General features: G+C 46.4%; 23 protein-coding genes and 2 pseudogenes. 12 read left to right on the top strand and 13 right to left on the bottom strand.

What is annotated here, in order from left to right; translation table 11 throughout:
* Positions 1-57: 57 nt before the first annotated feature.
* From B9Y58_RS13385 to B9Y58_RS13380, 3 genes are all read right to left on the bottom strand, one after another.
* Complete coding sequence (locus B9Y58_RS13385) at positions 58-1392, bottom strand: carboxypeptidase-like regulatory domain-containing protein (RefSeq protein WP_073058048.1); 1335 nt, start codon at positions 1390-1392, stop codon at positions 58-60.
* A gap of 89 nt (positions 1393-1481) precedes the next feature.
* Positions 1482-1604: a hypothetical protein gene (locus B9Y58_RS15045; protein WP_255370616.1), complete on the bottom strand. Its 123-nt coding sequence runs from the start codon at positions 1602-1604 to the stop codon at positions 1482-1484.
* 16 nt (positions 1605-1620) lie between these two features.
* A complete protein-coding gene (locus B9Y58_RS13380; protein ID WP_073058059.1) occupies positions 1621-2571 on the bottom strand; it encodes a hypothetical protein in 951 nt (316 codons plus the stop codon).
* A gap of 257 nt (positions 2572-2828) precedes the next feature.
* Here B9Y58_RS13380 and B9Y58_RS13375 point away from each other — a divergent pair, with 257 nt between their 5' ends.
* On the top strand, positions 2829-4346 hold the full coding sequence (locus B9Y58_RS13375; protein WP_073058062.1) for a T9SS type A sorting domain-containing protein: 1518 nt from the start codon (positions 2829-2831) through the stop codon (positions 4344-4346).
* 105 nt (positions 4347-4451) lie between these two features.
* On the opposite strand, the gene B9Y58_RS13370 is transcribed toward B9Y58_RS13375, so the two are convergent.
* Both B9Y58_RS13370 and B9Y58_RS13365 read right to left on the bottom strand, forming a co-directional pair.
* Positions 4452-6491: a carbohydrate-binding domain-containing protein gene (locus B9Y58_RS13370; RefSeq protein ID WP_073058064.1), complete on the bottom strand. Its 2040-nt coding sequence runs from the start codon at positions 6489-6491 to the stop codon at positions 4452-4454.
* 117 nt (positions 6492-6608) lie between these two features.
* A complete protein-coding gene (locus tag B9Y58_RS13365; RefSeq protein WP_073058066.1) occupies positions 6609-7019 on the bottom strand; it encodes a (deoxy)nucleoside triphosphate pyrophosphohydrolase in 411 nt (136 codons plus the stop codon).
* Positions 7020-7165: 146 nt separating this feature from the next.
* Here B9Y58_RS13365 and B9Y58_RS13360 point away from each other — a divergent pair, with 146 nt between their 5' ends.
* Together B9Y58_RS13360 and B9Y58_RS13355 are read left to right on the top strand one after the other, a co-directional pair.
* Positions 7166-7711 (top strand): glutathione peroxidase, encoded by a 546-nt coding sequence (locus tag B9Y58_RS13360; protein WP_073058067.1) that lies wholly within the window; start codon positions 7166-7168, stop codon positions 7709-7711.
* 8 nt (positions 7712-7719) lie between these two features.
* Complete coding sequence (locus tag B9Y58_RS13355) at positions 7720-8151, top strand: MarR family winged helix-turn-helix transcriptional regulator (protein ID WP_073058069.1); 432 nt, start codon at positions 7720-7722, stop codon at positions 8149-8151.
* Here the strand turns inward: B9Y58_RS13355 and B9Y58_RS15185 are convergent.
* The 7 genes from B9Y58_RS15185 to B9Y58_RS13325 form a co-directional block, all read right to left on the bottom strand.
* Entirely contained in the window at positions 8078-8650 is a 573-nt protein-coding gene (locus B9Y58_RS15185) for a PIN domain-containing protein (RefSeq protein ID WP_085534942.1), read from the bottom strand. The two genes, B9Y58_RS13355 and B9Y58_RS15185, sit on opposite strands and share 74 nt — an antisense overlap.
* Positions 8647-8973, bottom strand: coding sequence for a type II toxin-antitoxin system RelB/DinJ family antitoxin (locus tag B9Y58_RS13345; RefSeq protein ID WP_072807962.1), 327 nt, complete (start codon positions 8971-8973; stop codon positions 8647-8649). Before B9Y58_RS13345 ends, B9Y58_RS15185 begins: the two co-directional genes overlap by 4 nt.
* Positions 8974-9094: 121 nt before the next feature.
* On the bottom strand, positions 9095-10012 hold the full coding sequence (locus B9Y58_RS13340; protein ID WP_255370617.1) for an ORF6N domain-containing protein: 918 nt from the start codon (positions 10010-10012) through the stop codon (positions 9095-9097).
* A gap of 392 nt (positions 10013-10404) precedes the next feature.
* Positions 10405-11418, bottom strand: coding sequence for a PDDEXK nuclease domain-containing protein (locus tag B9Y58_RS13335; protein WP_158278372.1), 1014 nt, complete (start codon positions 11416-11418; stop codon positions 10405-10407).
* 501 nt (positions 11419-11919) lie between these two features.
* Positions 11920-12066: a hypothetical protein gene (locus tag B9Y58_RS13330; protein WP_199220983.1), complete on the bottom strand. Its 147-nt coding sequence runs from the start codon at positions 12064-12066 to the stop codon at positions 11920-11922.
* Between the two features lie 89 nt (positions 12067-12155).
* Entirely contained in the window at positions 12156-12308 is a 153-nt protein-coding gene (locus B9Y58_RS14645) for a hypothetical protein (RefSeq protein WP_158278371.1), read from the bottom strand.
* A 192-nt stretch (positions 12309-12500) separates the two neighbouring features.
* Positions 12501-12695 carry a hypothetical protein gene (locus tag B9Y58_RS13325; protein ID WP_073058087.1) on the bottom strand — a complete coding sequence of 65 codons (195 nt, stop codon included), beginning with the start codon at positions 12693-12695 and terminating at the stop codon, positions 12501-12503.
* A gap of 387 nt (positions 12696-13082) precedes the next feature.
* Here B9Y58_RS13325 and B9Y58_RS13320 point away from each other — a divergent pair, with 387 nt between their 5' ends.
* The 9 genes and pseudogenes from B9Y58_RS13320 to B9Y58_RS13280 all read left to right on the top strand — a co-directional run bounded on the left by B9Y58_RS13320 (position 13083) and on the right by B9Y58_RS13280 (position 23525).
* Positions 13083-13403 carry an ArsR/SmtB family transcription factor gene (locus tag B9Y58_RS13320; RefSeq protein ID WP_073058108.1) on the top strand — a complete coding sequence of 107 codons (321 nt, stop codon included), beginning with the start codon at positions 13083-13085 and terminating at the stop codon, positions 13401-13403.
* A gap of 99 nt (positions 13404-13502) precedes the next feature.
* Complete coding sequence (arsB, locus tag B9Y58_RS13315; RefSeq protein WP_073058089.1) at positions 13503-14543, top strand: ACR3 family arsenite efflux transporter; 1041 nt, start codon at positions 13503-13505, stop codon at positions 14541-14543.
* A pseudogene (locus tag B9Y58_RS13310) lies at positions 14543-15244 on the top strand (permease); the annotation flags it as partial. The gene arsB and the pseudogene B9Y58_RS13310, both read left to right, overlap by 1 nt.
* A gap of 521 nt (positions 15245-15765) precedes the next feature.
* Positions 15766-16083 carry a hypothetical protein gene (locus B9Y58_RS13305; protein WP_073058091.1) on the top strand — a complete coding sequence of 106 codons (318 nt, stop codon included), beginning with the start codon at positions 15766-15768 and terminating at the stop codon, positions 16081-16083.
* 303 nt (positions 16084-16386) lie between these two features.
* On the top strand, positions 16387-16842 hold the full coding sequence (locus tag B9Y58_RS13300) for a hypothetical protein (RefSeq protein ID WP_073058093.1): 456 nt from the start codon (positions 16387-16389) through the stop codon (positions 16840-16842).
* A 277-nt stretch (positions 16843-17119) separates the two neighbouring features.
* Positions 17120-18544, top strand: a complete 1425-nt coding sequence (locus B9Y58_RS13295) for a hypothetical protein (protein WP_073058096.1) — start codon at positions 17120-17122, stop codon at positions 18542-18544.
* A 175-nt stretch (positions 18545-18719) separates the two neighbouring features.
* The gene (locus tag B9Y58_RS13290) at positions 18720-19637 is read left to right on the top strand and encodes a DNA-methyltransferase (protein WP_073058098.1); all 918 of its coding nucleotides are present in this window, start codon (positions 18720-18722) and stop codon (positions 19635-19637) included.
* A gap of 170 nt (positions 19638-19807) precedes the next feature.
* Positions 19808-22321 carry a DNA cytosine methyltransferase gene (locus B9Y58_RS13285; RefSeq protein ID WP_073058100.1) on the top strand — a complete coding sequence of 838 codons (2514 nt, stop codon included), beginning with the start codon at positions 19808-19810 and terminating at the stop codon, positions 22319-22321.
* Complete coding sequence (locus B9Y58_RS13280) at positions 22311-23525, top strand: restriction endonuclease (protein WP_073058102.1); 1215 nt, start codon at positions 22311-22313, stop codon at positions 23523-23525. Before B9Y58_RS13285 ends, B9Y58_RS13280 begins: the two co-directional genes overlap by 11 nt.
* A gap of 29 nt (positions 23526-23554) precedes the next feature.
* Here the strand turns inward: B9Y58_RS13280 and B9Y58_RS14640 are convergent.
* Positions 23555-24460 (bottom strand): annotated as a pseudogene (locus tag B9Y58_RS14640) (DNA mismatch repair protein); the annotation flags it as partial.

Below are 24460 nucleotides of genomic sequence, written 5' to 3'. Positions count from 1 at the left end.
GAAAAAGATTTTATTGTCTTTTTTGCAATAGGGGAGGGCGCCTAAAATCGGCTCAAATTAGAGCCTTTTGCCCAAAAGCGGCCATTTGGTGGGGACAATTCCGTCGAGTCTCACGTTGTCGAGGTAAAGTTCGCCGTCTTCGGTCAGGGCGAAGTTGATGGCCTCTACCGCCGTAAGCTTGGAACGCAGCTCGTCGAAGGGGAGGTTGTAGACGCTCCATTCTTCCGTGAGTTCGATACCTGCCGGCGTTACGTAATCGGTGCTGCCGTCGCTGTTGTGGACGACTAGCTGCACGACCAGCTTGCCTGTTCCCTTGGCGTCAAAAGAAAGCCCCGAGGCTTCGCTAATGTCAAAATAGGCGTAGTTGTCGTCACCGAGTTCGCGATCGTCTTCGCCGAGAATGAATCCTGTAAGGGCAAAATGGTTCTCGAATTCTTCGTCGATATCGGCGTTAAAGTACATGTAGACGCCCATTTGGTCATCCTGCTTGAATTTTTCGGCGTGGGCGAATTCTACGTTGCCTTTAAAGCGGCTGTTGCCACCTTGCGAAGAATCGGTAAAGAAGTAGGTGGGGCCGACCAGGCCGAAGGTGTTACCAACAACGGTACGGCCGCTGGACCAGTCTTCGTAACCGGTCAAGAGGGTGTAAACGCCGTAGTCCCAGTTAATCCTGTTGACAATCTGTTCTTCGGTGAATCGCACCGTACGGGTGGTCTGTACCTGGTAAATGCGGGATTCTCCGTTATGCTCCACCGTCATGAAGTGGACGCCATCGGGAAGGCCTTCGAATTCGAATTCGCCGCTGCTGTTGGTTGTAGATTCCTTGTCTAAAATCTTAAGTTTGGCGCCTGCGACAGCTTCGCCTTTTTCGCTGATGATACCTGTTACGGTGACGCCTTCTTTTGCCACGTAAATTCCGCTTTCCATGCCTTCGCGGAAGAACAGCCACCTCATAGACTTGAGGTCGTCTTTCTGCATTTCAACTAGGTTGAACCCTTCGAGCGAGGTGTTCAGCTTGACTTTCCCTTCTTTGTCGATGGAGTCTACAGAGACCATCACCAGGCCGTTTTCGGTGGGTTTCCAGGTGCGCACGACTCCGCCCACAATCGGATCGATGCTTCTGTCGCTTATGTACCCGACATAGCCGTGCTCGTAGTCTTCGTCGGTTTCTACGTCGCTTTGACTTGAACTGCTGTAGGTGTTGTCTATTTCTGTTCCGCTATCTTTTGCAACGCTGCTAGAAGACTTTGTATTGCCTTTGCTGGAACTACTGTCTGTGGCGATATTCCCTTCGTGGTCGATAACGGCTACGACTTTGCTGGAATCGTCTCCGCAGCCTGTAAGGGCTGCCACCAGGGCTGTTGCGGAAACCATTATTTTGAAACTCTTCATTTTACTCCTCTTGTTAGTACAAAGGAAATGTAATAAAAAGAAACCGTCGGCAATGCCGACGGTTCCTTAAATGGCTTTAATTCATTTTTTTAGCCGAGTTCGTCGCAGTATTCAGCGTCGCATGGTTCTTCGCTGCTGCCAGAGAGCAGGCATGCCTGAGCTTCGAAATCTACGATTTCCATTTCCGGTGCTTTGTATTCTTTCTTTTCCATAATCAACCCCTAATAATTACTTTTGGACCTTGGTGTTGCCGATGAACATGCCCTTGTTTTGGGGCTTGCTGTTCAGCTTGCGACCCTTGAGATCGAACCAACCGTTCACCTTTACGATTTCGCCCGTGGCCATGTTCCAGCGAGCAAGGCGGGTCGTGCCGTTTCCCTTGTCGATGAGCTTCACGTCAATCGTTTCGGGCAGCACGGAGGCAGCGGAATCAGTGGATTTTTGAAGAGCCTTGTCGCCCTTGTAAACCAGGTAAGCGCGCAGCGGCGGAACAAAGGCACCTGTACCGACCTTGGTGAATTGGCCGGCTTCGACTTTACCCTTGGTCTTGGCGGCATAGCCGTAAACACTGCCCAATTCGGCATTGTCCTTGTCCCAGCGGATAAAGCTGTAAGAGCCGCGCATAAGCCAGTCGCTCTGATTGCTGACTTCGCTTCTTAATGTAAGCTCGACGGAAGTCTGCGTAGAGGCGCTCACGCCGGTTGCCGTGAATTCGATTTCCTTGATACCCTTGCATTCATCTTTACTAATATCGGTAATCATCAGCATGGGCCTGTGGGCGGTACCGTCGGCAATGTCATGCTTTTCGGCGGAAATCCACATGCCGTTTTCGTCTTTGCCGTAGCTGAGGGGTTCGTACAGGTCGACGCATTCGTTTGCGGACTGGTAGTTTACCGGCAAGGTGATGGTAGAGTTTGCTGCCAGAGCCGTGCTGCGTTCAACAATGACTTTGAAGTTGCCGCTTCTACTGTTGCTGATGCAATTCGCGGCATCGTTATCGACTTCGACTTTTGCGTTTTCGTCGTTGACCGATTCCAGATACAGGGTGTTGTTGGATTTGTAGAATGCCCCACCCACAAAACTGCAAGTCGGCTCGCCTTCGGGTCTTGCGGCCCAGGCGCTAGAAATTAAACTTGACAAGACCACAACTGTGGTAGTAGCAAGAACCTTGTTATTCATATTTCCTCCAAATTAATTTGGCGCGCCCAAATATAGAAAAATATTCTTAATTTCAACTTTTATTTTTATTACATCCGAAATAAAAGTTTGGATACAAATTAACGGTTTTTCGGCAAATTTAGCGTACGTAAACATATTTTTATAGACGGATCGTCCATGGGCAAAGCGTTTCCCTATGCGATTTCGGTTTAGCTATAGATTAGTTTTATAGAGGATGTGCTTGTTGTGGAGCAAACTAATAAGGAGTCAACAAGTTTATGAAAGCGCCTAATCTAATTACGGCTGCATGCCTCTTGGCATTTTGCGGAATGTCATTTGCATATACCTTAAACGGTACTGTTACCACTAAAGACGGCAACGCCATTCAAGGTGCAGATGTAAAGCTTCTCAAAAGGAACAAGGCCACCACCACCGACGCCCAGGGCAAATTCACCTTCAAGGAAGAATCGGCCCATTTGAACGCGGCTCGTAGCGCCGGCAATTTCAGCCTTGCCAACGGTGTCTTGAACTTTACGCAAAGTGGCACTACTCCGGTGCAAGTCAAGATTTTCGACATGGTCGGAAACCAGGTATTTGCGCAGACGCTGCAAGGTTCCGGTTCGGTGGACCTGAATTCCGTCATCGAGTCGCAAGGCACTTATCTGGCCCGCGTCAAGCTCGGCTCGGCGCAAGAATCCATCCGCTTTAACGCCACAGGCAACTATTCGGGCTCCTTCAGGCAAGGCGGCAAGGCACTCATGAAGGTCGACGGCGTCGAAAAGGATACCTTGAGTGTCGCGTTCGAAGGCTACGAAACCGTAAAGGTGTTCCTCCCGAATCTCGATACGACTGTCGCAATCAAGATGAACGAAGTGTCTACCGAAGAAACTTTCAAGTTCGGTTACGCTCTCGGTAACTCGCCGACTCCGAGTAAGGGCTGCGGCACCAATTCCAAACTGCAAAAGGTCAATAGCGTCGAAAACGGCGACCACTTCCAGATCAGGGTAGGCAGCGACACCCGCGACTACTTTATCACGCTCCCCAAGAATTACGACAATACAAAACCGCACAAGGTGCTGTTTGCACTCCACTGCTACGGTAGCCGCGGCGAAGACTTTGTGCATCACAAAGCAGACTACGACCATCCGACACCGTACTATGGCCAGCAGGTGCTCGACAAGAACGGCGACTACATTTTCGTTTCGCTCGACGCCATTGGCGGTGTCTGGACCAAGGGCCAGGGTGACCACGATTTCTTTGCCCAGACGCTTACTACCTTGAACGAAAACTACTGTATCGACACGAGCCGCGTGTTCATTACGGGATTTAGCTTCGGCGCCATGTTCAGCTATTCCTTGATGCAGGACATGCAGAGCCGCGTGCGTGCCGCTGCCACTTACGCTGTGGCCGATTACAACATCTGGCTCCCCGAAGGCAGCAACATGAAGGACTTGCCCATCGCCTGGATGAACGTCCACGGCGTGAACGACGGCCGCTGCGATTACAACCGCGCCAAAAACAGCGCCCTCCCGCGCATTCTGAAGCGTAACGGCAAGGCCGATGCCAACGGCGACTTCACCGACGCAAGCAGTGAAAAACCCAAGGAAATCAGTGGCAATACGGGACATGTCTGCTACGACTTTACGACGGTCGACGAACGCTTCCCCGTCAAGTGGTGCAGCTGGCCGGGTGACCACCAGTGGACTGCGCATGACACCGGTAACATGGGCGTAGGCTGGAACTGGGAAAGCACCTGGGTGCCCGAAGAAGTCCACAAGTTCTTCGAACAGTTCTAGGGCCGCTCGCGCCTAACCGCTCACTTACGCAAAAACGCCTGGTATAACCAGGCGTTCTTTGTTTTTTTGTTCGCGTTCGCGACCCGTTTACACCGGGTCGCCTTTTTACTTGTACATGTAGCTTACGCCGTTGGGGAACTTAAGTTCTGTCATGCCGTTGGTTTGCACCTGACCGACTGAGCGAACTTCGCCGCCGTAAATAATGGCGTTGCCTTGGTACGTGGGCTTGAATGCAGCCTTGTCGGTACCATAGTAACTAGAGTTGCTGTAGGTAACGGGGGAACAGTTGGGGAGGTCTGTCGAGTAGTTGCCGAATGCAAGGAGCACACCGCCGGTGATATCGAAACCCGTATCGGTATCGATCAGGCCGCCGGCCATGTTTTCTGAGCAACCGCCGTTACCGCCTCCCCCGCCACCGGGGAATCCACCGCCCCAGCCGCCAAAGTTAAATCCGCCCTGGTTCTCGTAGCTTTCGCCCGTGATTTCGAGAATCACTACGCCGCCGGTCATTTTTGCAGAGCCGTTGGCGTCTAGCACGTCGATCATGTTGCCCTTGGCGCTAATATAGTGGTAACCGCCGCTAATCACGATGTGGCCACCGCTTTCGCTGAATGCAGAATATCCGCCGGCGCCCGGATCCTTCGGGCCGCCTGCGCCGTTCCAGCCGTCGTTCGTTGCAAATGTCGAGGTAATACCCCCTTCAGCAAAAATCCTGTAAGCTTCGATACCTTCGCTGGCCGTGACCACGTTGATGGTGGAGCCCTTCATGTACAAAGCGGAATCCGCGTGGATACCGTCGTCCTTGGAACTCACGGTCACGTTACCGCCGTTCAAGTAGACTTGCCAATGCGTGTGCAAGGCGTCGTCATCGGAATTCACTTCGAGCGTGCCGCCGTTCACGTAAATGTATTTTTCGGCTGCAAGCCCCTTGCCGGTAGCGGTAATCTTCAACGAGGCCTCTTCGGTGGAATCGCTGATCATCACGTAGTTGGCCGCGTCGATACCGTCGTCGCCTGCCTTGATGGTAATGTTGCCGCCCGAAATTTCTACGACGCCCTTGGTTGCCACGGTGTCCTTGAACGAGCCGTCTGCATTTTCGACGCATTCGTCGCTTTCAAGGCCGTCGCCTTGCTTGGCGGTCACATTCAAAATGCCGCCCGAAATATGCAGGCTGCCTTTGCCCTTAATTGCATTTTCGTTGGCGACCACGGTAATGTTGCCGTTCTTGATTTTAAGGTCGTTGCTGGACTGGATACCGTTCTTGAAGTTGCCCTTGACAGTCAAGGTGCCTGCGCCCTTGATATTCAAGTCGTCCTTGGAATAGATGGCTGCCTTTGCGGTATCTTGCTTGCCGTTGACTGTTGTGAACAAGTGGTTTCCGTTGCCGTCTTCGACCACGTTGGTAGTACCCTTTACCAAGTGGAGTACCGTCTTGTCGGCGTTCTTCACGAGAATCGGGGAATGTTGGCTCTTCAAAGTCGCATTGTAAAGGTAGATGCCGGTATTGCCTTCTTTTTCGGCACCCGGCGTGTTCACCACCACCTGGAAATCAGAAGCTTCGCCGGTAACGTAATAGGCGCCTGGGCAGGTGATTGTGGCGCTCTTGTCGGCGACATCGACGCAGCCGTTGTTGTTTTCGACTGTCGCCGAAGTCCCTGCGAGTTTCAAGAGAATCTGCGTACCGTTCAGGGTTCTGGAATCTTCGTTGTCGTTTTCGTCGTCACCGGATTCGTTGCCCGGCACGGTGCCGGCTACGCTGCTGGAACTAAGGACAGGGGCGTCGCCACCCTGAATCGAGGTGCTCGAACTGGAAATTGCGCTAGGCAAGTTGCCACCCGGAACATCTCCGCCCGGGATTTCTGTACCAGGGGCATCGCCACCCGGAATTGCACCGCCTGGAATCTCGCTGCCAGGAACATCTCCGTAAGGATTTTCGCTACCTGGAATCCCGGTGTCGGGAACATTGCCGCCCGGAATATCGCTACCGGGAATATCGTAACCGGGAACGTCAGGAACATTATAGCCGTAGGGATCAGTTGACGGAAGGGTCGCATTAGGATCCGTTCCCGTCCCCTTGTCGTCGGAACAAGCCGCAAAGCCCAAAATCGCAGAAACTGCAATCGCGGGTAACCTCATCGATTTCATAAATCACTCCTTTAGACTTTAATATATAATAGGCCTAAAAACCGGGCAATATATGTATGATAACTTTCGTTGAGTGAAAAAACAACGTTGGTAAATATCTTTTTGTGTAAAAGCCGTTTAAAAGCGCTTTTTTTCGAGCGTTTTGAGGACTTCGATATCGGCCGGCAGCCAGTTTACGCTGTGCAGCTCTGCGCGGGTAAGCCAGCGGGCCGCCTCGTGTTCCAGGAGTTCCGGCGCCTTGTTGCCTGCGATGGTGCAAAAGTAGCAGTGCATGGTCAGGTGAAAAGCGGGGTAGTCGTAGTCTACCGTACAGAGAAATTCGCCGACATTTACATCGATAGCGAGTTCTTCTTTTAGTTCGCGAACCAGGGCCTGCTGCGGGGTTTCGCCGGGTTCCACCTTGCCGCCCGGGAATTCCCAGCCGTCCTTGTAGTCGCCGTACCCGCGCTGCGTGGCAAAAAATCGGGTTTCTGCCGAATGCGGCGCCCCGTCGCAAATGATGCCTGCCACGACCTCGATACGTTTCATGGGCGTAAAAATAGAAAAATCACAAAAAAAAGCATTTTTTTGCTTAACCCTATTGACTTTTGACAATAAATTTTATAAAATTAAATTGTATACGATCAAATACGATGAAACACCGTCAGCAACACCCACAAAAACGGAGGCTCATTATGGCAACCATCTACGACTTCACCCTCACCGACGGCAAGGGCAACCAGGTCCCGCTCGCAAACTTCAAGGGCAAGGTGATGCTCATCGTGAACACCGCGACCGGCTGCGGCTTCACCCCGCATTACAAGCCTATCGAACAGATGTATTCCGACTTCCACGACAAGGGCTTCGAAGTCATCGACATTCCCTGCAACCAGTTCAAGGGCCAGACCCCCGGCACCGACGACGAAATCCACGAATTCTGCACGCTCAACTACGGCACCGAATTCCCGCAAATGAAAAAGTCCGACGTGAACGGCCCCGACGAGCTGCCGCTCTACACCTACCTGAAATCGCAGAAGGGTTTTGAAGGCTTCGGCTTTGGCGTGAAGGCCGCCGCCATGGCGCTTTTGCTCAAGAGCATCGACAAGGACTACAAGAAAAATCCCGACATCAAGTGGAACTTCACCAAGTTCGTGGTTGACCGTGAAGGCAACGTGGTCGCGCGTTTTGAACCCACCGCCGACATGGACGATGTGCGCGCCTGCGTCGAGAAGCTGCTCTAGGAGCTACCATGAACTGCCCCCAGCTAAAACTCGAAAACCAGCTGTGCTTCCCGCTGTATGCCGCGTCCAAGGAAATCACGCGCCGCTACGCTCCGTACCTGGAGCCGCTTGACCTCACGTACACGCAGTACATCGCGATGCTCGTGCTGTGGGAAGAAAAGAAGTGCAACGTGTCTGAACTCGGCAAAAAGCTGTTCCTTGATTCCGGGACGCTCACCCCGCTCCTGAAAAAGCTCGAAGCCAAGGGCTACATCCAGCGCACCCGCGAACAGAGCGACGAGCGCTGCCTTTCCGTAAGCCTCACCGACCAAGGCGAATCGCTCAAGCGCAAAGCCGCGAGCGTCCCCAAGTCCATGGCCAGCTGCGTCAACCTCTCCGACACCGAAGCAAAGACCTTGTACACCCTGCTGTATAAAGTGCTGGAAGGGTTTGGGGGGTAATCATTTTTTTTCGGGCTACTCTTGCAGCCTTGATCTCGGCCTCGATTTCCTCTTCGCTCATCCCGGCGGTTCCGTTTTTGTGAGCCTCGTCGTTGAGCGCGTACAGGGCTTGCATCAGCCTGGAAACGTCGTAATCGATGCGAGACTCGTTTACGACAAATCCCGACGGAGTAGGCCTAATCAGTTCGTAAAAATCCTTGGGCGATATTGCAAAAGGGCATCCTGGAAAATGTTTTAAATTCCCCGTCACAAGAAAGGCTTTCTTATCCTGATGAGCGAAGGCTACATCGTAAAAAATCTTGTCATCCATATCTGGCAAAACAACACCAGACTCTTTTACCGGCTCATTGACCGCGTATTTTGAAATCTCGTCAATAAAAGAATTCTGATACTCTAACGAGAAATTAAACTTTCCCCTTTGTAGGACTTCCCGATATTCCTCAATAATATTGCTGTCAATAATGGGAATATACTTCTTTTGGGTAATGCCTAGTATCAACGACTGCGTACACCATGTTTCTTTTTCCTCTCGGCCCTAGCCGCCTTGATCTCGGCCTCGATTTCCTCTTCGCTCATCCCGGCGGTCCCGTTCTTGTGAGCCTCGTCGTTGAGCGCGTACAGGGCTTGCATCAGCCGACTGTTGTCTTGCGTGGTGGCAGAAGGGATTTCGTTCACGTTGAACGGAAGTCCCCTCTCGATGATAGCCCGCTTGAAGAAAATGCGGACTGCGGTCGGAATGTCCATCCCGAGCCTTTCGAACAGGTCGCTCACCTCGTTCTTGAGATTATCGTCTACACGGATTTGTAGAATTGACATCGCCATATGCGCCTCGCAGTTGATACAAATACAAAATATAGTATAAACAACGTGTAAAAGCAACTGTTTTTCATTTTTGCCGCCCTTTCATGGGCAACTTGTAAGTATCCCTTACAAGTTGATGTGTTCATCTCGGCTGCTGTTCCAGTTCAATCCGTTTTTCTTCCGACTTCTTCAGCACTTCCTCCAGCGTGAATTCTTCTTTGCTAAAGAAGAACGTGTTCGTGCCCAGGTCTTTCAGCGAAGCCCCGAAATGGTATGCTGTATCGTCAATAAACAAGAAACGGTCGTGCATCCCGTAGCTTGGCAGAACCTTGAGCGGGCAGTCGGCATACTGCGCGTTGTACGTCGCTAGGTCCACCTCGAAAACCTTGCTCTTGTCGTAGGTGTAGATGGTCGCCGACACGCCCTCGCCGCGCTTGAGCATCATCGCGAGCACCTTCTCGTCCACGTAGCGGTCCACCAAGACAATCCGTCTTTTTGCCTGCTTGATTAACCCGCATACGAACACATAGGCGTCAAACACCTGGTTGTTGTAATAGAGCCCCTTCGACTTGAGCTCGCCGCGGTCCATCGCCTCGAAAATTGTGTCAAATTTATGGTCGTGCTCCAGCAAACGCGCGTCCTGCTCGAGCATTTTGGACTCCATGTTGGACAGGCGGTTGACCAGACCGCCGTTCCTGAGCAAAATATGCCGCATCTCGACGAAAGCGTCCATGATTTGGAGCGAAATGCGCACCGCGGTTTCACTGCGCAATACAGATGCAAGCATGGCGACTCCCTGCTCTGTGAAGGCGAATGGGAGCTTTTTTACATTACTTCCACGCTTATTTCCGCTAACGTTCAAAGTCACAATTTGTGACTTTGAAGGATTGGGTAATTCATCACGGGTTAATTGAAAGCAATTCCTTTCAGGGAAACGTTCCTGATTTCGCTTAACTGCCTGGTTAAGCACCTTTGTTTCCACCCCGTAGAGCGTTGCCAAATCGCGGTCCAACATGACCTGTTTATCCCGGATGACAAGTATTTGCCGGGCAATCGGCATGTCCTCGACAGTGGGTTCTAGCGGTTTTTCGTCATTTTTCATCAAAAACTCCTTTTTTTAGCGCGATTTTTCGCTCTTTTTGAGGTCACAAATTGTGACCTCAAAATCTTGTGGTCATCGTTTAGAGTCGCAATTTGCGACTTTAAAGCCATTTGGAAATCGCAAAAAAATGGTCAAAACAAAGAGAATGCGCATGTTTGAAAGTTGTTAAAATCGAGAGAGTGCGCGAGTTTCGTCATATTTTATTCCTTTGGACATAAAAAACGGACCACTCCGCTTGCGCGGGAATGATCCGTAATACCACCTTTTCTGGTGCATAGGGCAATATACAAAATTTTTCGACCGCAATTTGCGCCTGCGTAAGCCACCCCGTCTCACCCTCCATGAACGCGCTATTCGCCTTTTTTCCGAATGAGCCGTTTCGTAGTATGCATTTCCTTTTGCAGAAGGCGCATGCGCTCTTCCAACAGTTCCTTCGAAGGCAACGCATCTTTGATGCGGATGTTGTTGTGTGTCGCGACCCCCATCGGCGTGCCCAGTCCACGGAAAGACCACTGTACATCGGTTGAATCCATGTTGGAACAAATCAACAGCCCGATTGTCGGATTGTCTTCGGGTGCCTTCAGCAACTCATCTACCGCGTTCACGTAAAAGTTCAGTTTGCCGACAAACTCCGGCTCGAACGGCTTTGCCTTCAGTTCGCAGGCGACGAAACAGCGCAAGCGGATATGGTAAAACAGCAGGTCGATTTTGCGGCTTCGTCCACCTACAAGAACCTCCTTTTGCCGTCCAATGAAGGCAAAACCCGTACCCATCTCGAGCAAAAGGTCGGTGACATTCTTCGTAAGAGCCTCTTCCAATTCGGCTTCGTCGTAAATTTCGTGACCAACAGTAGCAAAGCCGAAATCGTAGTTCTCTTTCAGCACATCTTGAACCAGTTTGCTCTGCAAATCGGGCAGTTTTTCGGTAAAATTGTTGACAATCTTGCCTTGGTGGCTGTAAAGATCTGCCTTGATGCAGTTCTGAAGTGCAGGGCGACTTAATCCCTTATCAACAACCTGGCGAATATAGAAAAGAGCCTCCTGAATACTGTGACATTTGGTTATAATATCTACATGTTGCCCCCAAGGGACGCTAGTAAATATGGAAGGTAAGGTTCCTTCATTCTGCATAAATTTAGCCCGTTCTAATTCTCCAACGGCCCGTTGGAGTTTTTCGCTTTCTAATTCTGCAACGGGCCGTTGCAGTTTTTGCACAGCCTCTTTCTGCGTGTAGAAACAGTACCATTTCTTCATATACCACAGATTCGACACAGAAAATCCGTCTGCATCGGGAAATTCCCGCCGCAAATCCAGACTGAGTTGCTTCACGACTCCCGAACCCCAGCGCTCCTTAATCAGAATCAATATGGATATTGTGAGATTCAATCTTTCGATTTCTCATAAAAGACCTCTCTTTAATAACAATACAAAGGCAAAAATACGCAGATGCACAACGTATGTTGAGCCTTATATTTCTAGTTTTTATGGGATGCTCTTGCAATACCGTTGGCTTTTTAGAACCGCGGATGCACGTACGGGCGCATGGCCTATGCCGACTGTCGCAGGGATTGTCGTAATCTCAGGTCGAGCGCGCAAAAACGAATCTGCACGCCCGTTCACTAAATATACATCCTCGCGCGGCCCCTGTCAAGAGATTTCTCGAAAATTAATTGTGGCGAATTCGCCATAATTGCCATGTCATTTTCTGTCACTAGCATTATCTATCTTTCGGGGCAGAGGCACTATGGAAAACGACTCGTTCGGCGGCGCGATACTCGCATGGGTCAAGAGCCCCTAAAACCTTATTAGTTTATTTCGATAACTTGTTTTCCCCAATCGATTCCAGCACAGTCATCTGAGAAATGGCTATCTCGACAGTTCTCGCCGCACGGACCAGCCCAACTGAGCCTGTTCTGCAGCCTTGAGACGCTGGTATTCGTGAATGAGAAGTAGGTGATTAGTGGAAAGTATCCATTGTTTTGTCGAAAGGACGAAATTGTTGTTTCCTGCCATATTTTTAATTGTACCGAATTCCGTAACATTAAAATCGGGATTGAAGAAAAACGTGTTCGTGCCCAGTGTCACCAGCGGTGTCAAAATTTCTACGACACGAAGTCGATCAAGTCCAGATACATCATCCTGGTGTTCAACGACTGGCTCGAATCAACACGGAAGGCTTCTTTCTCGAGATTTTCGTTGACTCCCCAAGTGCAAGCCGCTGCGTTGGAACTGGCCGTTAACTCCCAATCGTCCAATCAGGAGCGCAGGATACGTACGCGTATGCTTTGCATTGGGCACCTTGCGTTCCAGGCGGTTCCGCGAAGACTTGGGAATCATTGTCGATTTGATGCTGTCATGCATCGTTCCGAAAGAAATCGTCTAGATCCTCATCGCCGCAGCAGAACGAGGACAGGTCGGTATTCTTGTCGATGGGGTAAAGGGTGCAATCAGATGCTAAACGGATTCTTTCCATTATGAGCCTCTCTGTAAGAACGGGCGCGGGCGGCCATCTCGTCGATTTGGGCGAAGGAAACTTTGAGCCCGAGACGACGCGGATTCTTTTCGTGTTCTTCGGCAGCACGAACGAACGACTCTGCCGTAGAGCCTGTAAGAACCGGGATATTTCTTATTTCAAGAGCCATAATACCCCCATAATCTACATTTATTTGCAGGTTCGGTCAACATCATCTATACCTCTGTCGGCACCAACAAGCACAAAATGGTACCGCATAGCGTTGGCTCTGTCGGGTTATTCTGTACAGGCGCCCTCGGCTAGCAAACTTTTGAGGTTTCGTAAGCCCCTTCCAAAACTGTTTTTCGGCTGCGTAACCGTAGTTTTTAGGCTATTTCGGCAGGTTCCGACTTCGCAGCGTTTTCGCAGTTTTGACCCAAAAGTACGGTCTGGCCCGACAGAGCCTCAGGGATGAAGGAATCATTGGGCAATAAAAAATCTTTGGAAATTTGCATTGACACATTGATAACTGTGAATGTATTTGTTATTATATGTACATCTCGCGGAGGTGAAAGTCATGGGATTCAGAGAAGATGTCAAGAAAATAAAGGCGCTCACAGATGAGAACCGCCTTGCGATAATGCTTGCGCTCCAGCATGGAGAAAAGTGCGGATGTGATCTGCTGGAGGAACTAAATATCACACAGCCGACTCTTTCGCATCACATGAAGATCCTTGCGGACAGCGGGCTTGTTGATTACTACAAAGAAGGAAAATGGATGCATTACTCCATCTCCGCAGACGGGGTCAGGGAGTTCCGGGATATGATCGGTTCCTATGCAAGATGTGACTGCGAAACAGACAGTAGCGTATTCTGCGGATGTAAGGAAAAGAAGTAATTGATATTGATCATTCATAGGCAGTCCTTTGGGATTGCCTATATTAAAGCCATAAAGCATTGATACATATCAATATATCAAACTAATGGAGGCAAAGTCATGAGCAATCATAGCAAAGGCATTAATACATTTCAGCGTTATCTTTCTGTGTGGGTACTGTTCTGCATGGTCATAGGCATGACGATCGGGCACTTTATCCCGGTCATTCCTGCTACATTTGGTCAATTTCAGATTTCCGGCATTTCGATTCCTATCGCTGTTCTCATCTGGGTCATGATCTACCCTATGATGATGAAAGTGGATTTTCAGAGCATAAAACAGATTGGGAAGAATCCGAAAGGACTTCTGGTCACGTGGGTGACGAACTGGCTGATCAAGCCTTTCACTATGTACGGAATTGCTTATCTGTTTTTGTTTGTCGTATTCAAAGCCTTCATATCTCCGGAATTGGCAACAGAATATCTTGCTGGAGCTGTGCTTTTAGGTGCTGCTCCATGTACGGCAATGGTGTTTGTATGGAGTACGCTTACAAAAGGAAATCCCGCTTATACGGTCGTACAGGTAGCGACAAACGACCTCATTATCCTTGTGGCTTTTGTTCCAATCGTAAAATTCCTTTTGGGCGTTTCCAATGTGGTTGTTCCCTACAGTACTCTGTTCGTCAGCATCTTTCTGTTTGTATTGATTCCGCTTGCAGGCGGCATCCTGACGAGGATAACGGTCTCGAAGAAAAGAGGTGCGGATTACTTTGAGGGTACTTTTATCCACAAGTTCGATAATGCCACAACGATAGGGCTGCTGTTGACGTTGGTTATTATCTTCAGTTCACAGGCAGAGGTGATTCTGTCTAATCCGCTTCATATTGTTTTGATAGCAGTGCCGTTAACCATTCAGACATTTTTGATTTTCTTTATCGCTTATGGGGCAAGTAGGCTACTGAAATTACCGCATGATATTGCGGCTCCTGCGGGGATGATCGGCGCATCGAATTTCTTTGAACTTGCGGTAGCAGTGGCGATTGCACTTTTCGGAACGACAAGCCCTGCGGCGCTTGCCACCACTGTAGGCGTTCTGACGGAGGTTCCGGTCATGCTGATGCTCGTGCGAATAGCAAATAAAACGAAAGCGAGGTTTGAGTAATGAGGACTTTTATTCAGGATCAAATACTTGGGATGAAGTGGCTGAATGACATGATCGGGAGATTGCTGACAGCAGTAGGGCTTGATGTCAATACGAGAATCAGCGGAAGCATGCAATTCTTCCTTTATGACGTAATCAAGATAACAGTGCTGCTCTGTGTCCTGATTTTTCTGATCTCTTATATTCAGAGCTTTTTCCCACCGGAGCGCAGCCGGAAAATCATGGGCAGGTTTCATGGGATTGGAGCGAACATTGTAGGCGCTTTGCTGGGCACGGTGACGCCTTTCTGCTCTTGCTCCTCTATTCCAATCTTCATGGGATTTACAAGCGCTGGACTTCCGCTGGGCGTGACATTCTCGTTCCTGATTTCATCTCCGATGGTGGATCTGGGCAGCCTCGTTCTGCTGATGAGCATTTTCGGTGCTAAGATTGCCATCGCCTATGTGATTTTAGGTCTGGTGATTGCTGTTATTGGCGGCACGCTGATTGAGAAACTCCACATGGAGGATCAGATCGCTGACTTCATCCGAAACAGTAACAGCAGCGTGGATATTGAAGCGCCGGATCTGACGGTAAAAGACCGTTTGATCTATGCAAGAGATCAGGTCACTTCAACATTCAAAAAGGTGTTCCCCTACATCCTGATCGGTGTTGGCATCGGTGCTCTCATCCACAATTGGATACCGGAAAGTTGGATTCAGGGCGATGTAGAACTTTGGTGTTGAAGCCCCCAGTAATGTTTAAGATTTTAAACACAAGCCTTTTATGATGGTCAAAATCGCCATTCTAAGCCACGGACTTATCCACAACACGAAAGTCATACTTTCCCCCAGAAAGGCTCTGTCGGGTTATTCTGTACAGGCGCCCTCGGCTAGCAAACTTTTGAGGTTTCGTAAGCCCCTTCCAGGCTGTTTATTCGCTGCGGAACCGTAGTTTTTTGGCTATCCGGCCCGCCCTGACCGTCGCAGCAAGTTCACAGCAGTACAATCTGGCCCAGCAGAGCCAAAGGGTCATTTTCGCAGCGTTTTCGCAGTTTCGACCCAAAAGTACGGACTGGCCCGACAGAGCCATAGCGTTTTCTATACATTTGTGCACTACAAAATATAAATTCGCATTTGAAATTTGTCAACCCCTTCCCCGGGCAAAATCGCAAAAAAATTCGCAGCCCTCAAAAAGTCATTTTCTGTCACGAACATTATCTATCTTTCGGGACGGAGGCACTATGGAAAACGACACGTTCGGCGGCGCGATACTCGCATGGGTCAAGAGCGCGAAAGCGTTCCTGAAAGTCCAGGCGGGCACGGGCGACAACCTGCTCGAAGAAGACATCCGGGAAGGGTTCACCGACTATTGCCTATGGTCCACGTTCCGGCCGGAAAGCATCGACACCGACGGCGAGCTCGACATGGAATGCCTGGACAGCGGCATGGTCCTGTTCAGGGAAAACAGCACCCCCGGAGAGGCGCTGGAATCGAGCTACCGGCAAGCCTTCGGCACCGACTTCGACAAGGACGACATCGCGGTACTGATGGAAGAATGACGCCGCCTTTTCACTTGGTGGGGGAAGAGTCCCCCTGCCTGCAGCCGCTTTGTCCGCGGGTTCCGCAGACTGTCATCCCCGCGAAGGCGGGGATCTCCTTTCCAATCCGCGTCCAAACCGTTTTCCGGACACCCCCTCTCCTAGGGGCTCCGCCCCTAAAACCCCGCCGGCACCACCTAAAGGTGGCCATGCCCACGTAAGCGCTGAAGCGCTAAGTGGTCAAAGGCCGCAACGCCCCGCTTGACCGCAGACAATCAATAGAGTATTTTAAATAAAGTCGAACAATCTCCGGAGACCCGCCAAATGCAAGGTAAACCGTCCCACTACTTCGTCATTCGCTCACCGTACGCCCAGCTAGCGCTTACCGGCGTAAAGACATTTGAATGGCGGACAAACGCAAAAATGTTTGCGAACAAGCGGCTCGCCGTCGCAGTCTCTAAATCCCGCGCCCATGAAGATGACCTGCAAAACGACATCGCCAAGTGGGAAAAACTGTGGAGCAAATTTCTGAAGAAAGCAACCGCAAAAGACCGCGAAACCGCGCTCGCAAAACTCAAGAGAAACCGCGCCAAGGCCGAAAAGCTGTTCGGCAAGACAAACGGATGCGGCATGATTATCGGCGAAATCGTGACGGGCGACGTCGCCACCTACGACGGGCTCCTGGGCGTTCCCGTACTGGAATTCAAACTCTGGCCGGAATCCGAGTGGATAAAATCTCCCGGCGGCCTCGGCGTGCGACACATGCCGGAAGTGACGTGAAGCGTAATGTGGCTACACTGGGATAAATCTGCGGCGACCATACAAAAAACCATACAAAAAAAGTCTAGAAACACACGAAATCACTGTAACAGATTTCCAAATGAATAACCTAGTGTTCTTCTTCCTCAAACCCGAGGCGACACGCTTTTTTTGAGAAAAAGCGAAAGAAATACAGAAAAAAGAAAAAAAATTATTTTTTTCTTCGAAAACTTATTTACTTCATAATCAAAAAGTTAATTTTACATCTCGTAAAAGCAAAAAACAAATCAATCGACTTATGAGTAAAAAGAAATTACAAGAAATGGGTTTAAAAGCAAAAGGTTGGTGGACTTTTGCTTTGGGAATTACATGCATCGCAATAATGTCGTTTTTGTTCATAGATCCATTTTCCGGTTGCCATATTGAAGACTCGTACAAAATCAATTTTGCCGGAGATGTTATAGAATCGACTTATCGATATTTTGATTATTTGTATGTTTTGCAATGGATAGCTCTTGGATGCCTTGCTTTTATACTATGGATGTGGCGAGAAAAACTCGGAATCGACGGTTTAGGTCCAATGCATGGAAGTAAAGATCCGCATATAGGGTTTGATTTAACAAGTGTTCCGAATGAGGAGACATCCAGCGTCCCGGAAAACGATGACGTTCAAACGGAGGCAGGCCCTATACAGGAAAGCGAACCTTCAATACCACAAAACGATGCTAACCCCAGCGTCCCGGAAAACGGTGACGTTCAAACGGGGGCTGGCCCTATACAGGAAACCGAACCTTCAATACCACAAAACGATGCTAACCCCAGCGTCCCGGAAAACGGTGACGTTCAAACGGGGGCTGGCCCTATACAGGAAATCGGACCTTCAACATCACGAAGCGATGCTAACCCCAGCGTCCCGGAAAGCAGTGACGTTCAAACAGAGGATGGGCCTATACCGGAAAGCGAACCTTCAACAATAAGAAACGATGCTAACCCCAGCATCCCGGAAAGCAATGACGTCCAAACGGAAGCGGGTCCTATACCGGAAAGCGAACCTTCAACGGAAAGAAGCGATGATAACGCCAGTGTCCCAGAAAACAGAGACACTCAAACAGCAGCGCCCCCTATATCGAGAAACACACATTCAGCAAGCTTTGTAAGACTTCGCGAGACAAACCGCACAAGAATAGAATCTATTCAAAAGCTCATTGCCGATGTTATCAAAAAATATAAGAAGATCAGCGTAGAAGATCTTGCCAGATCAATACGATATCCTTCTTTTATTGTTTATCGAATACTACGAGAAAGTAAAAATTTGTATAGGTTAGACGGGATAGGCATTAAAAGTATTGTTACGCCAATAAATAGTATTGAAAACATTGTATTGGATAGCATATATGATGAAATTAGTGTAAATGGAGATGCTCGGCAGTATAGACAGGCTGTTGTGGGAGAGCATAAAGTAGACGCAATTTTCCGTACGCGTTCTGATTTATACGTCATTTCATTACTAAATGTCAATATTAGCAAAGTAAAAAATGTTGTTGGGAAAGAAATAAGGAAGTTAAACAAGGTATCAAAACAATTTAACAAAGTAAATAAACATATTATTGTAGTTTTCATTGGACAAATAGAAGAAATAGAAAAGCAAAAGCGGAGAGAAATGATTATAAGGCACTGTAGAGCAATAAATAATCTTGAAATAAGATTCTTCAATCAAATCTAATCCACAGCTGCTTAATTAACCGGGCTTTCTAGTCAATATTGACTACACTAATTGCCGAAATTTACATTATACAAAAGTCCATATAGCAATGGACTTTTTTTCATCAAGTTGCCACTACAAATTTACAATCCGTAAATGTCACAAATTGTCACTCCATAGAATCTATATTTCTCGCATGAAATCACTCGCAAACACCATCTACTCCTGTTTCAAGGACAAGGGCGAATTCTCGCTCAAGGACGCCTATTCCGAAAATTCCGACAAGCCTAAAGAAACCGTCCGCGCGCGCATCTACGACAACCTCGGCGTAAAATTCGAGCGGGTCGCCAAGGGCCTGTACAAGACAATCGAGGGCGACGAAAGCTGCGTCGTGATAGAAGGCGACGGCCGCGACCTCTCCATGCTCGAAGACGCCTCCATTGACTGCATCCTGACCGACCACCCGTGGCTAGACAAGAAGTCGAACAAGGGCGGCGACCGCAACTTCGCCACATACGACTGCTTCAGGTACACCCTCGACGACTTCAAAGAAAAAGCCCGTGTGCTCAAGGACGGCTGCTTCCTCGTCGAAATCCTCCCCGCCGAAAACGAGAACAACTACGACTACCTCTACCAAATCAAAAAGTACGCTGAACAGTGCGGGCTGCTCTACTACTCGAAAGTCACCTGGAAAAAGGGGAACTTTGTCAGCAATACCGGGCGCAAGTCCAAGAACACCCAAGACGTGATGATATTCTCGAAAGGCAAGGCGCGCAGCTTGCGCATCGACGCCAAGAAGACAAAAGACACTGGGACGCCCCAGTACATGAGCGGCACCACGCAGATGCTCCCTGCAATGTTCGACATCCCGCCCGTCGCAAGGAAAAATAAGATTCACCAGAGCGAACTTCCGCTGCCCCTGTGCGAAAGAATCCTACAGTTCGTGACCAGGCAGGGCGAAACCGTGCTCGATACCTTCGCCGGCAGCGGCGTCGTGGGGGAAGCCGCACTGAATGTGAAACGCAGCTGCATCTTGATAGAACTCGCCTACAGGAACATCCTCAAAATCAGGGACAGGCTCGCAGGCAACCCCTTCTTCCGGGAAATTTCTTGAAAAGTAAACATACTCTTAAACGAGGGTTTTTAGTCAGGAAAAATTTTGAATGAATCACAAAATGAAAAAAAATGCTAAATGCTGATAGTGACCGAAAAAAAATAGTGAATATCTAGGAAATGACACTTTACTGACATAAATAATTTGTAATTTTAAGTCTAGGTTTAATTATGAATAAAACATATATATCATTGTTCAGCTGTGCCGGAGTAGGGTGCTACGGATTTAAGCAGGAAGGATTCTCCTGTATTGCTTCTGTTGAACTTAGTCAACGTCGGTTGAATGTTCAAAAATGCAATCACAAATGCAAATACGAATCAGGATATATATGTGGAGATATGACCTCAGAAGAAACCAAAGAAAAAATTTTTGATGAAATAAATAAATGGGAACATTGTGATGGACTTAAACAAGTAGATGTACTTGTTGCGACTCCTCCGTGCCAAGGAATCAGCGTTCAAAATCACAAAAAGAAGGACGAAATCAATAGAAATAGTTTGGTTGTTGAATCTATTGAAATAGTGAATAGGATTCATCCAAAATTCTTTATTTTTGAAAATGTGATGGCATTCGAAAAAACTCTGTGCATTACAAAAGACGGCCAAAAGGTTCCTATTGGTGAATATATTCGAGAATCGTTAGGCGCTAATTATATCATTTCTAGCCGCATTCTGAATTTTATGAACTATGGAGCGAATTCATCAAGAACTAGAACTCTTGTAATTGGCGTTGAAAAAAACTATCGCGAGTCAATTGTCCCTTACGATTTATTTCCATCATATCAAAAGGAAAAAACTTTACGGAATGTTATTGGTGGATTAAAGAAACTTGAATGGGGTGAAATTTCGAAAGGTGATTTTTATCATGCATTTCGAACTTATGATATAAGAATGAAAAATTGGATCCATGACTTAAAAGAGGGGGAGTCTGCATTTGATAACCTTGATCCCAAAAAAAGACCCCATAAAATTGTTAACGGAAAAATTGTAGAAAATATCAAAAAAAATCGTGACAAGTATACCCGCCAACGGTGGAATAGGTTTGTACAATGTGTTCATACGCGCAATGATCAATTGGCTGCTCAAAATACGGTACACCCAGAGCAAGACAGGGTTTTTAGTATTCGCGAATTAATGAAAATGATGAATATTCCAGACGAGTTTCGTTGGGTAGACTTGTCACTAGAGGAATTAAACAAGCTTTCTGATGACGAAAAAAGAAAAATTTATAAGGATTGTGAAACAAATGTGCGACAATGTATTGGCGAGGCAGTTCCTACAATTATTATGCAGCAAATCGCAAGTCGCATAAATAAAATGTTAGATGAGCCCCAAATATCTGCAGGGGAAATAAATAAAATCATACAAAGGAAAAGTCTTAAAGAGAGAGAAAATCTTTCATCTTTTTTGCATGATAATCCGTTAAATCTGAGCGTTCATACATTGATGCGTATAACAGAATTATGTAATGCTGAACGGGAAAAAAATGCAGCATTTTATACAAATAAATATTTAGTTAATGCCGCCGTTGATAAATTACCGGATTTTGCGCAATCAGAAATTAAAATTTTGGAACCTTCTGTTGGTGCTGGAAATTTTTTGCCTATTTTGATAAAGAAATATGCTTATGTACCGCATGTGGTTATTGATGTTGTTGATATAGATCCGAACAGCATTGCAAATTTAAAAATGTTATTGGAACATCTGGATATTCCTGAAAATGTTACAATAAATCCAATATGTTGCGATTTTCTTTTTTATGCTCCCCCATATCATTATGATTTAGCTGTGGGAAATCCTCCTTTTTCCAAAATGAAGTATAAGGCGGAAGATGTTTGCTTGTGGCTTCAAAATAATGTCAATAAAACAACAAAAGATTTGTCTGAAATTTTTTTAGAAAAATGCATGCAGATAGCAGATTGCGTAGCTCTGATTTTGAACAAAAATATTTTGTGTGCAGAGGAATTCTTTCCAACGCATGATTTATTGAGAACATTGAAAATAGAAAGCATTATTGATTTTGGAAGATTTGGCTTTACAGGAGTTTCTATCGAAACGATCTGCTTAATTGCATATCCAAAGCAAAAGCCTTCAGAAACAACTGTTTATAATTTAAAATTTAACAAAATTTATCATCAAAAGCAAAGCTATATTACAGATAAAAAATACCCCTATTTTATTATTTATCGAGATGAATACTTTGACAATATTGCAAAAAAATTAAAGCTAAATGTCTTCAGCGTTTTCAGGGATCGACAAATTACAAAAAAAAATTCGTTTAAAGAAAAAAAAACAAATCGTTTGTGGGTTCTTAAAGCGAGAAACATTAATTCCGAAAATAATGGAGTTTCTCATATACCCAATTATGACACCTATATAGAAAAGAAAATTGCCCAAAGCCTTTCTTCTTTTCAGTTCTTCAACAACGAAACTGTTTACCTGACTCCAAACATGACTTATAAGACTCGTCTTATAGAAAACATTCCTAATACTATTGTTGATGGATCTGTTGCAGTGCTTATTCCCAAAAAACAGGGGATGAAATTGACGAATGAACAATTAGCATATTTTTCATCTGAAGAATACAGACGCTTTTATATTACGGCAAGGAATTTATCAACACAATCAATTAATGTTGATAAAAACAGCGTCTTTTTTTATGGGATTTTGAATAATGACCAATAATCTTTTGAATAAATTCTTAAACGAACACAATTATGACATTAGACAATCCAGAAATGGCCGATGGATTGACCAAAAATGCACAATGGACGAGCTGTGTTTTGTTGCAGATTGTGTTGTAGTGTATTTGCAAGATGGCGGAAAACAACCTTTTCAGTCGCCCGATATATGGCATACTGCTTATGCTATTGAAAATGTCCAAAGGATTTTTTGCAAACCGGATCCGACTGACGATACCACAATTGATGAATATAACAAATTTTTTCGACAGCCTTTAAAAATGCTTTCCGCAGCGGGGATTCTTCGCGAGGAAGGAAAGAAGAACAATGCAATTCAGTTTTCTGTTGTAAACGAAGCTATTCTTGATTTTCTGTCATTACGTGAGAGAAATTGCCTTGATTTTCTTTGTTCTTATATAAAAAAGACTTTAGAAGATAGCGGCTTATGGGATGCATTCGAATCCTTTTTTGACGAGCAAACAAAGGAACAATATGACAATGTGAAAAAAATATTTCATGATTTTTGCATAAGATACACCCCAATACAAAACAATGCTGAGCCAAATCGAATATTTACAAAGGTTCTAAATCCATTAGCCGTATGGTATAAAAAGAAAGGTTCTGTAAAAGGTTCCCTTTCTCAACGAATAATTACTCTTGAGGATATCAAATACAATAGAACAAATTTTCGCGATAAAAATAAGGATAAAAATATTTCTCGACAACAAGCTCAATCAGTTGATAATATTCAAGAAAATGTCTGTGATTATAAAGTTGAAAAAGCAAAAAGACGATTACGAAAATTCAATGATCAATTTAACAACGGATTGTCAGAAATTACCGATGCATTGTCTATTGGACAAAAAGCAACCCACATGCATCATATTTTCCCCAAAAATGAATTTCCCAATATTGCAGATTATGTTGAAAATTTAATCGCCTTAACTGCAGGACAGCATTTGCAAAAAGCTCACCCAGCAGGAAATACAAAAATCATAGATAAGGATTTCCAATACATTTGCCTTTTGAACAAAACTGAAAGTATTCGCCGAAATCTCGTCGAGAAGAAAGGGGATGTTTTTTATGATTTTCCGCTTTTTATGCTAGTTCTTGATGTCGGTCTAAGAACGGATTTTTTTGAAAAAATACCTGAAAATGACTTTGTTCAAGTGGTTTCAGGTATAGAAATAAATTTCCCGAACAAGTAAATATTAGCGTCCAGATGAACGCAATGATATTATGGCTTTTCTTGTAACAATTTTATTAATCGAAATTTGATATTATTGAACACGGATGTGAGTTTTATTTTTGCTTCTTCTGTAAGTCTTGACGTATGAGCAAGTGCGTCACGGATTGGTTTAAATTCTTTTGCATCTTGATTTAAGGACAGGTCTCCAGGCTTTTCAATATTTAAGGTTAGTGCATCCATTGAGGCATATGATAAATCAGAAGAATTACTCCTAATTGGGATGTTCAAATGTCCAGCCCTTAAATTATTTTGTTCCGCTTTTTTCCATTTTTCAGCATCCTCTTTTACACGACGGCACAATTCTAATTTTTGGTCTTCAATATAGGTCCTCATTAAATTTTCTGCAACAAAGCATTCTCCGTAGGACTCATAATTAAACGAAGCATCGTCTTTTAGGGAGTTTATCCATAAAAGAACCTTGTCTTTCTGAGCGTTTGTAGTTCCTTTACCAAATTGCGTGTAATCACCAGTTATTTCATTATATAGTTCCTGTGATTTTCTTCTTTTTTTTGAAATTCTATCATTTTCCGGATCTCCATCATCTCGGTTTTCACAACGAAAAATGTCCCACTCATTAATTATTTTAGACATGATGTCTTCGTCAAGTGTCTTTAATAATTGCTTAAATTTGGGGTCATCAGGGACAACGCCTTCACGACTGCTTGTGAAACGATCTTGATCATCGTCAAGGTCATTGTAATGTATTTGACCATATAGATAGCTCTCAACAATTCGAGTCGAAGGAATGTGACTTATAATATTTTTTTCTCGTAATCGACCATTAACAAAAAGATCAATATGATTATTCCGGCGTACTTTGAGCCACGAGTCCGGTGCTAGAGAGCCACCCTTCCGGAAAATGCGGAGCCACCGTTCCGGTCGAACAGAGCCACC

This window comes from Fibrobacter sp. UWB15 (genome assembly GCF_900177705.1).
In the GTDB taxonomy this organism is placed as follows: domain Bacteria; phylum Fibrobacterota; class Fibrobacteria; order Fibrobacterales; family Fibrobacteraceae; genus Fibrobacter.
This window is presented reverse-complemented; position numbering and strand designations above follow the sequence as displayed.

Coding starts and splice junctions, on each gene's coding strand:
- B9Y58_RS13285 (WP_073058100.1), top strand. CDS start 19,808: ATGAATAAAACATATATATCATTGTTCAGCTGTGCCGGAGTAGGGTGC.
- B9Y58_RS13300 (WP_073058093.1), top strand. CDS start 16,387: ATGCAAGGTAAACCGTCCCACTACTTCGTCATTCGCTCACCGTACGCC.
- arsB (WP_073058089.1), top strand. CDS start 13,503: ATGAGCAATCATAGCAAAGGCATTAATACATTTCAGCGTTATCTTTCT.
- B9Y58_RS13280 (WP_073058102.1), top strand. CDS start 22,311: ATGACCAATAATCTTTTGAATAAATTCTTAAACGAACACAATTATGAC.
- B9Y58_RS13360 (WP_073058067.1), top strand. CDS start 7,166: ATGGCAACCATCTACGACTTCACCCTCACCGACGGCAAGGGCAACCAG.
- B9Y58_RS13340 (WP_255370617.1), bottom strand. CDS start 10,012: ATGCCGATTGCCCGGCAAATACTTGTCATCCGGGATAAACAGGTCATG.
- B9Y58_RS13305 (WP_073058091.1), top strand. CDS start 15,766: ATGGAAAACGACACGTTCGGCGGCGCGATACTCGCATGGGTCAAGAGC.
- B9Y58_RS15045 (WP_255370616.1), bottom strand. CDS start 1,604: ATGGAAAAGAAAGAATACAAAGCACCGGAAATGGAAATCGTAGATTTC.
- B9Y58_RS13355 (WP_073058069.1), top strand. CDS start 7,720: ATGAACTGCCCCCAGCTAAAACTCGAAAACCAGCTGTGCTTCCCGCTG.
- B9Y58_RS13375 (WP_073058062.1), top strand. CDS start 2,829: ATGAAAGCGCCTAATCTAATTACGGCTGCATGCCTCTTGGCATTTTGC.
- B9Y58_RS13320 (WP_073058108.1), top strand. CDS start 13,083: ATGGGATTCAGAGAAGATGTCAAGAAAATAAAGGCGCTCACAGATGAG.
- B9Y58_RS13370 (WP_073058064.1), bottom strand. CDS start 6,491: ATGAAATCGATGAGGTTACCCGCGATTGCAGTTTCTGCGATTTTGGGC.
- B9Y58_RS13380 (WP_073058059.1), bottom strand. CDS start 2,571: ATGAATAACAAGGTTCTTGCTACTACCACAGTTGTGGTCTTGTCAAGT.
- B9Y58_RS13385 (WP_073058048.1), bottom strand. CDS start 1,392: ATGAAGAGTTTCAAAATAATGGTTTCCGCAACAGCCCTGGTGGCAGCC.
- B9Y58_RS13290 (WP_073058098.1), top strand. CDS start 18,720: ATGAAATCACTCGCAAACACCATCTACTCCTGTTTCAAGGACAAGGGC.
- B9Y58_RS13330 (WP_199220983.1), bottom strand. CDS start 12,066: ATGGCAGGAAACAACAATTTCGTCCTTTCGACAAAACAATGGATACTT.
- B9Y58_RS13295 (WP_073058096.1), top strand. CDS start 17,120: ATGAGTAAAAAGAAATTACAAGAAATGGGTTTAAAAGCAAAAGGTTGG.
- B9Y58_RS13345 (WP_072807962.1), bottom strand. CDS start 8,973: ATGGCGATGTCAATTCTACAAATCCGTGTAGACGATAATCTCAAGAAC.
- B9Y58_RS13325 (WP_073058087.1), bottom strand. CDS start 12,695: ATGGCTCTTGAAATAAGAAATATCCCGGTTCTTACAGGCTCTACGGCA.
- B9Y58_RS13365 (WP_073058066.1), bottom strand. CDS start 7,019: ATGAAACGTATCGAGGTCGTGGCAGGCATCATTTGCGACGGGGCGCCG.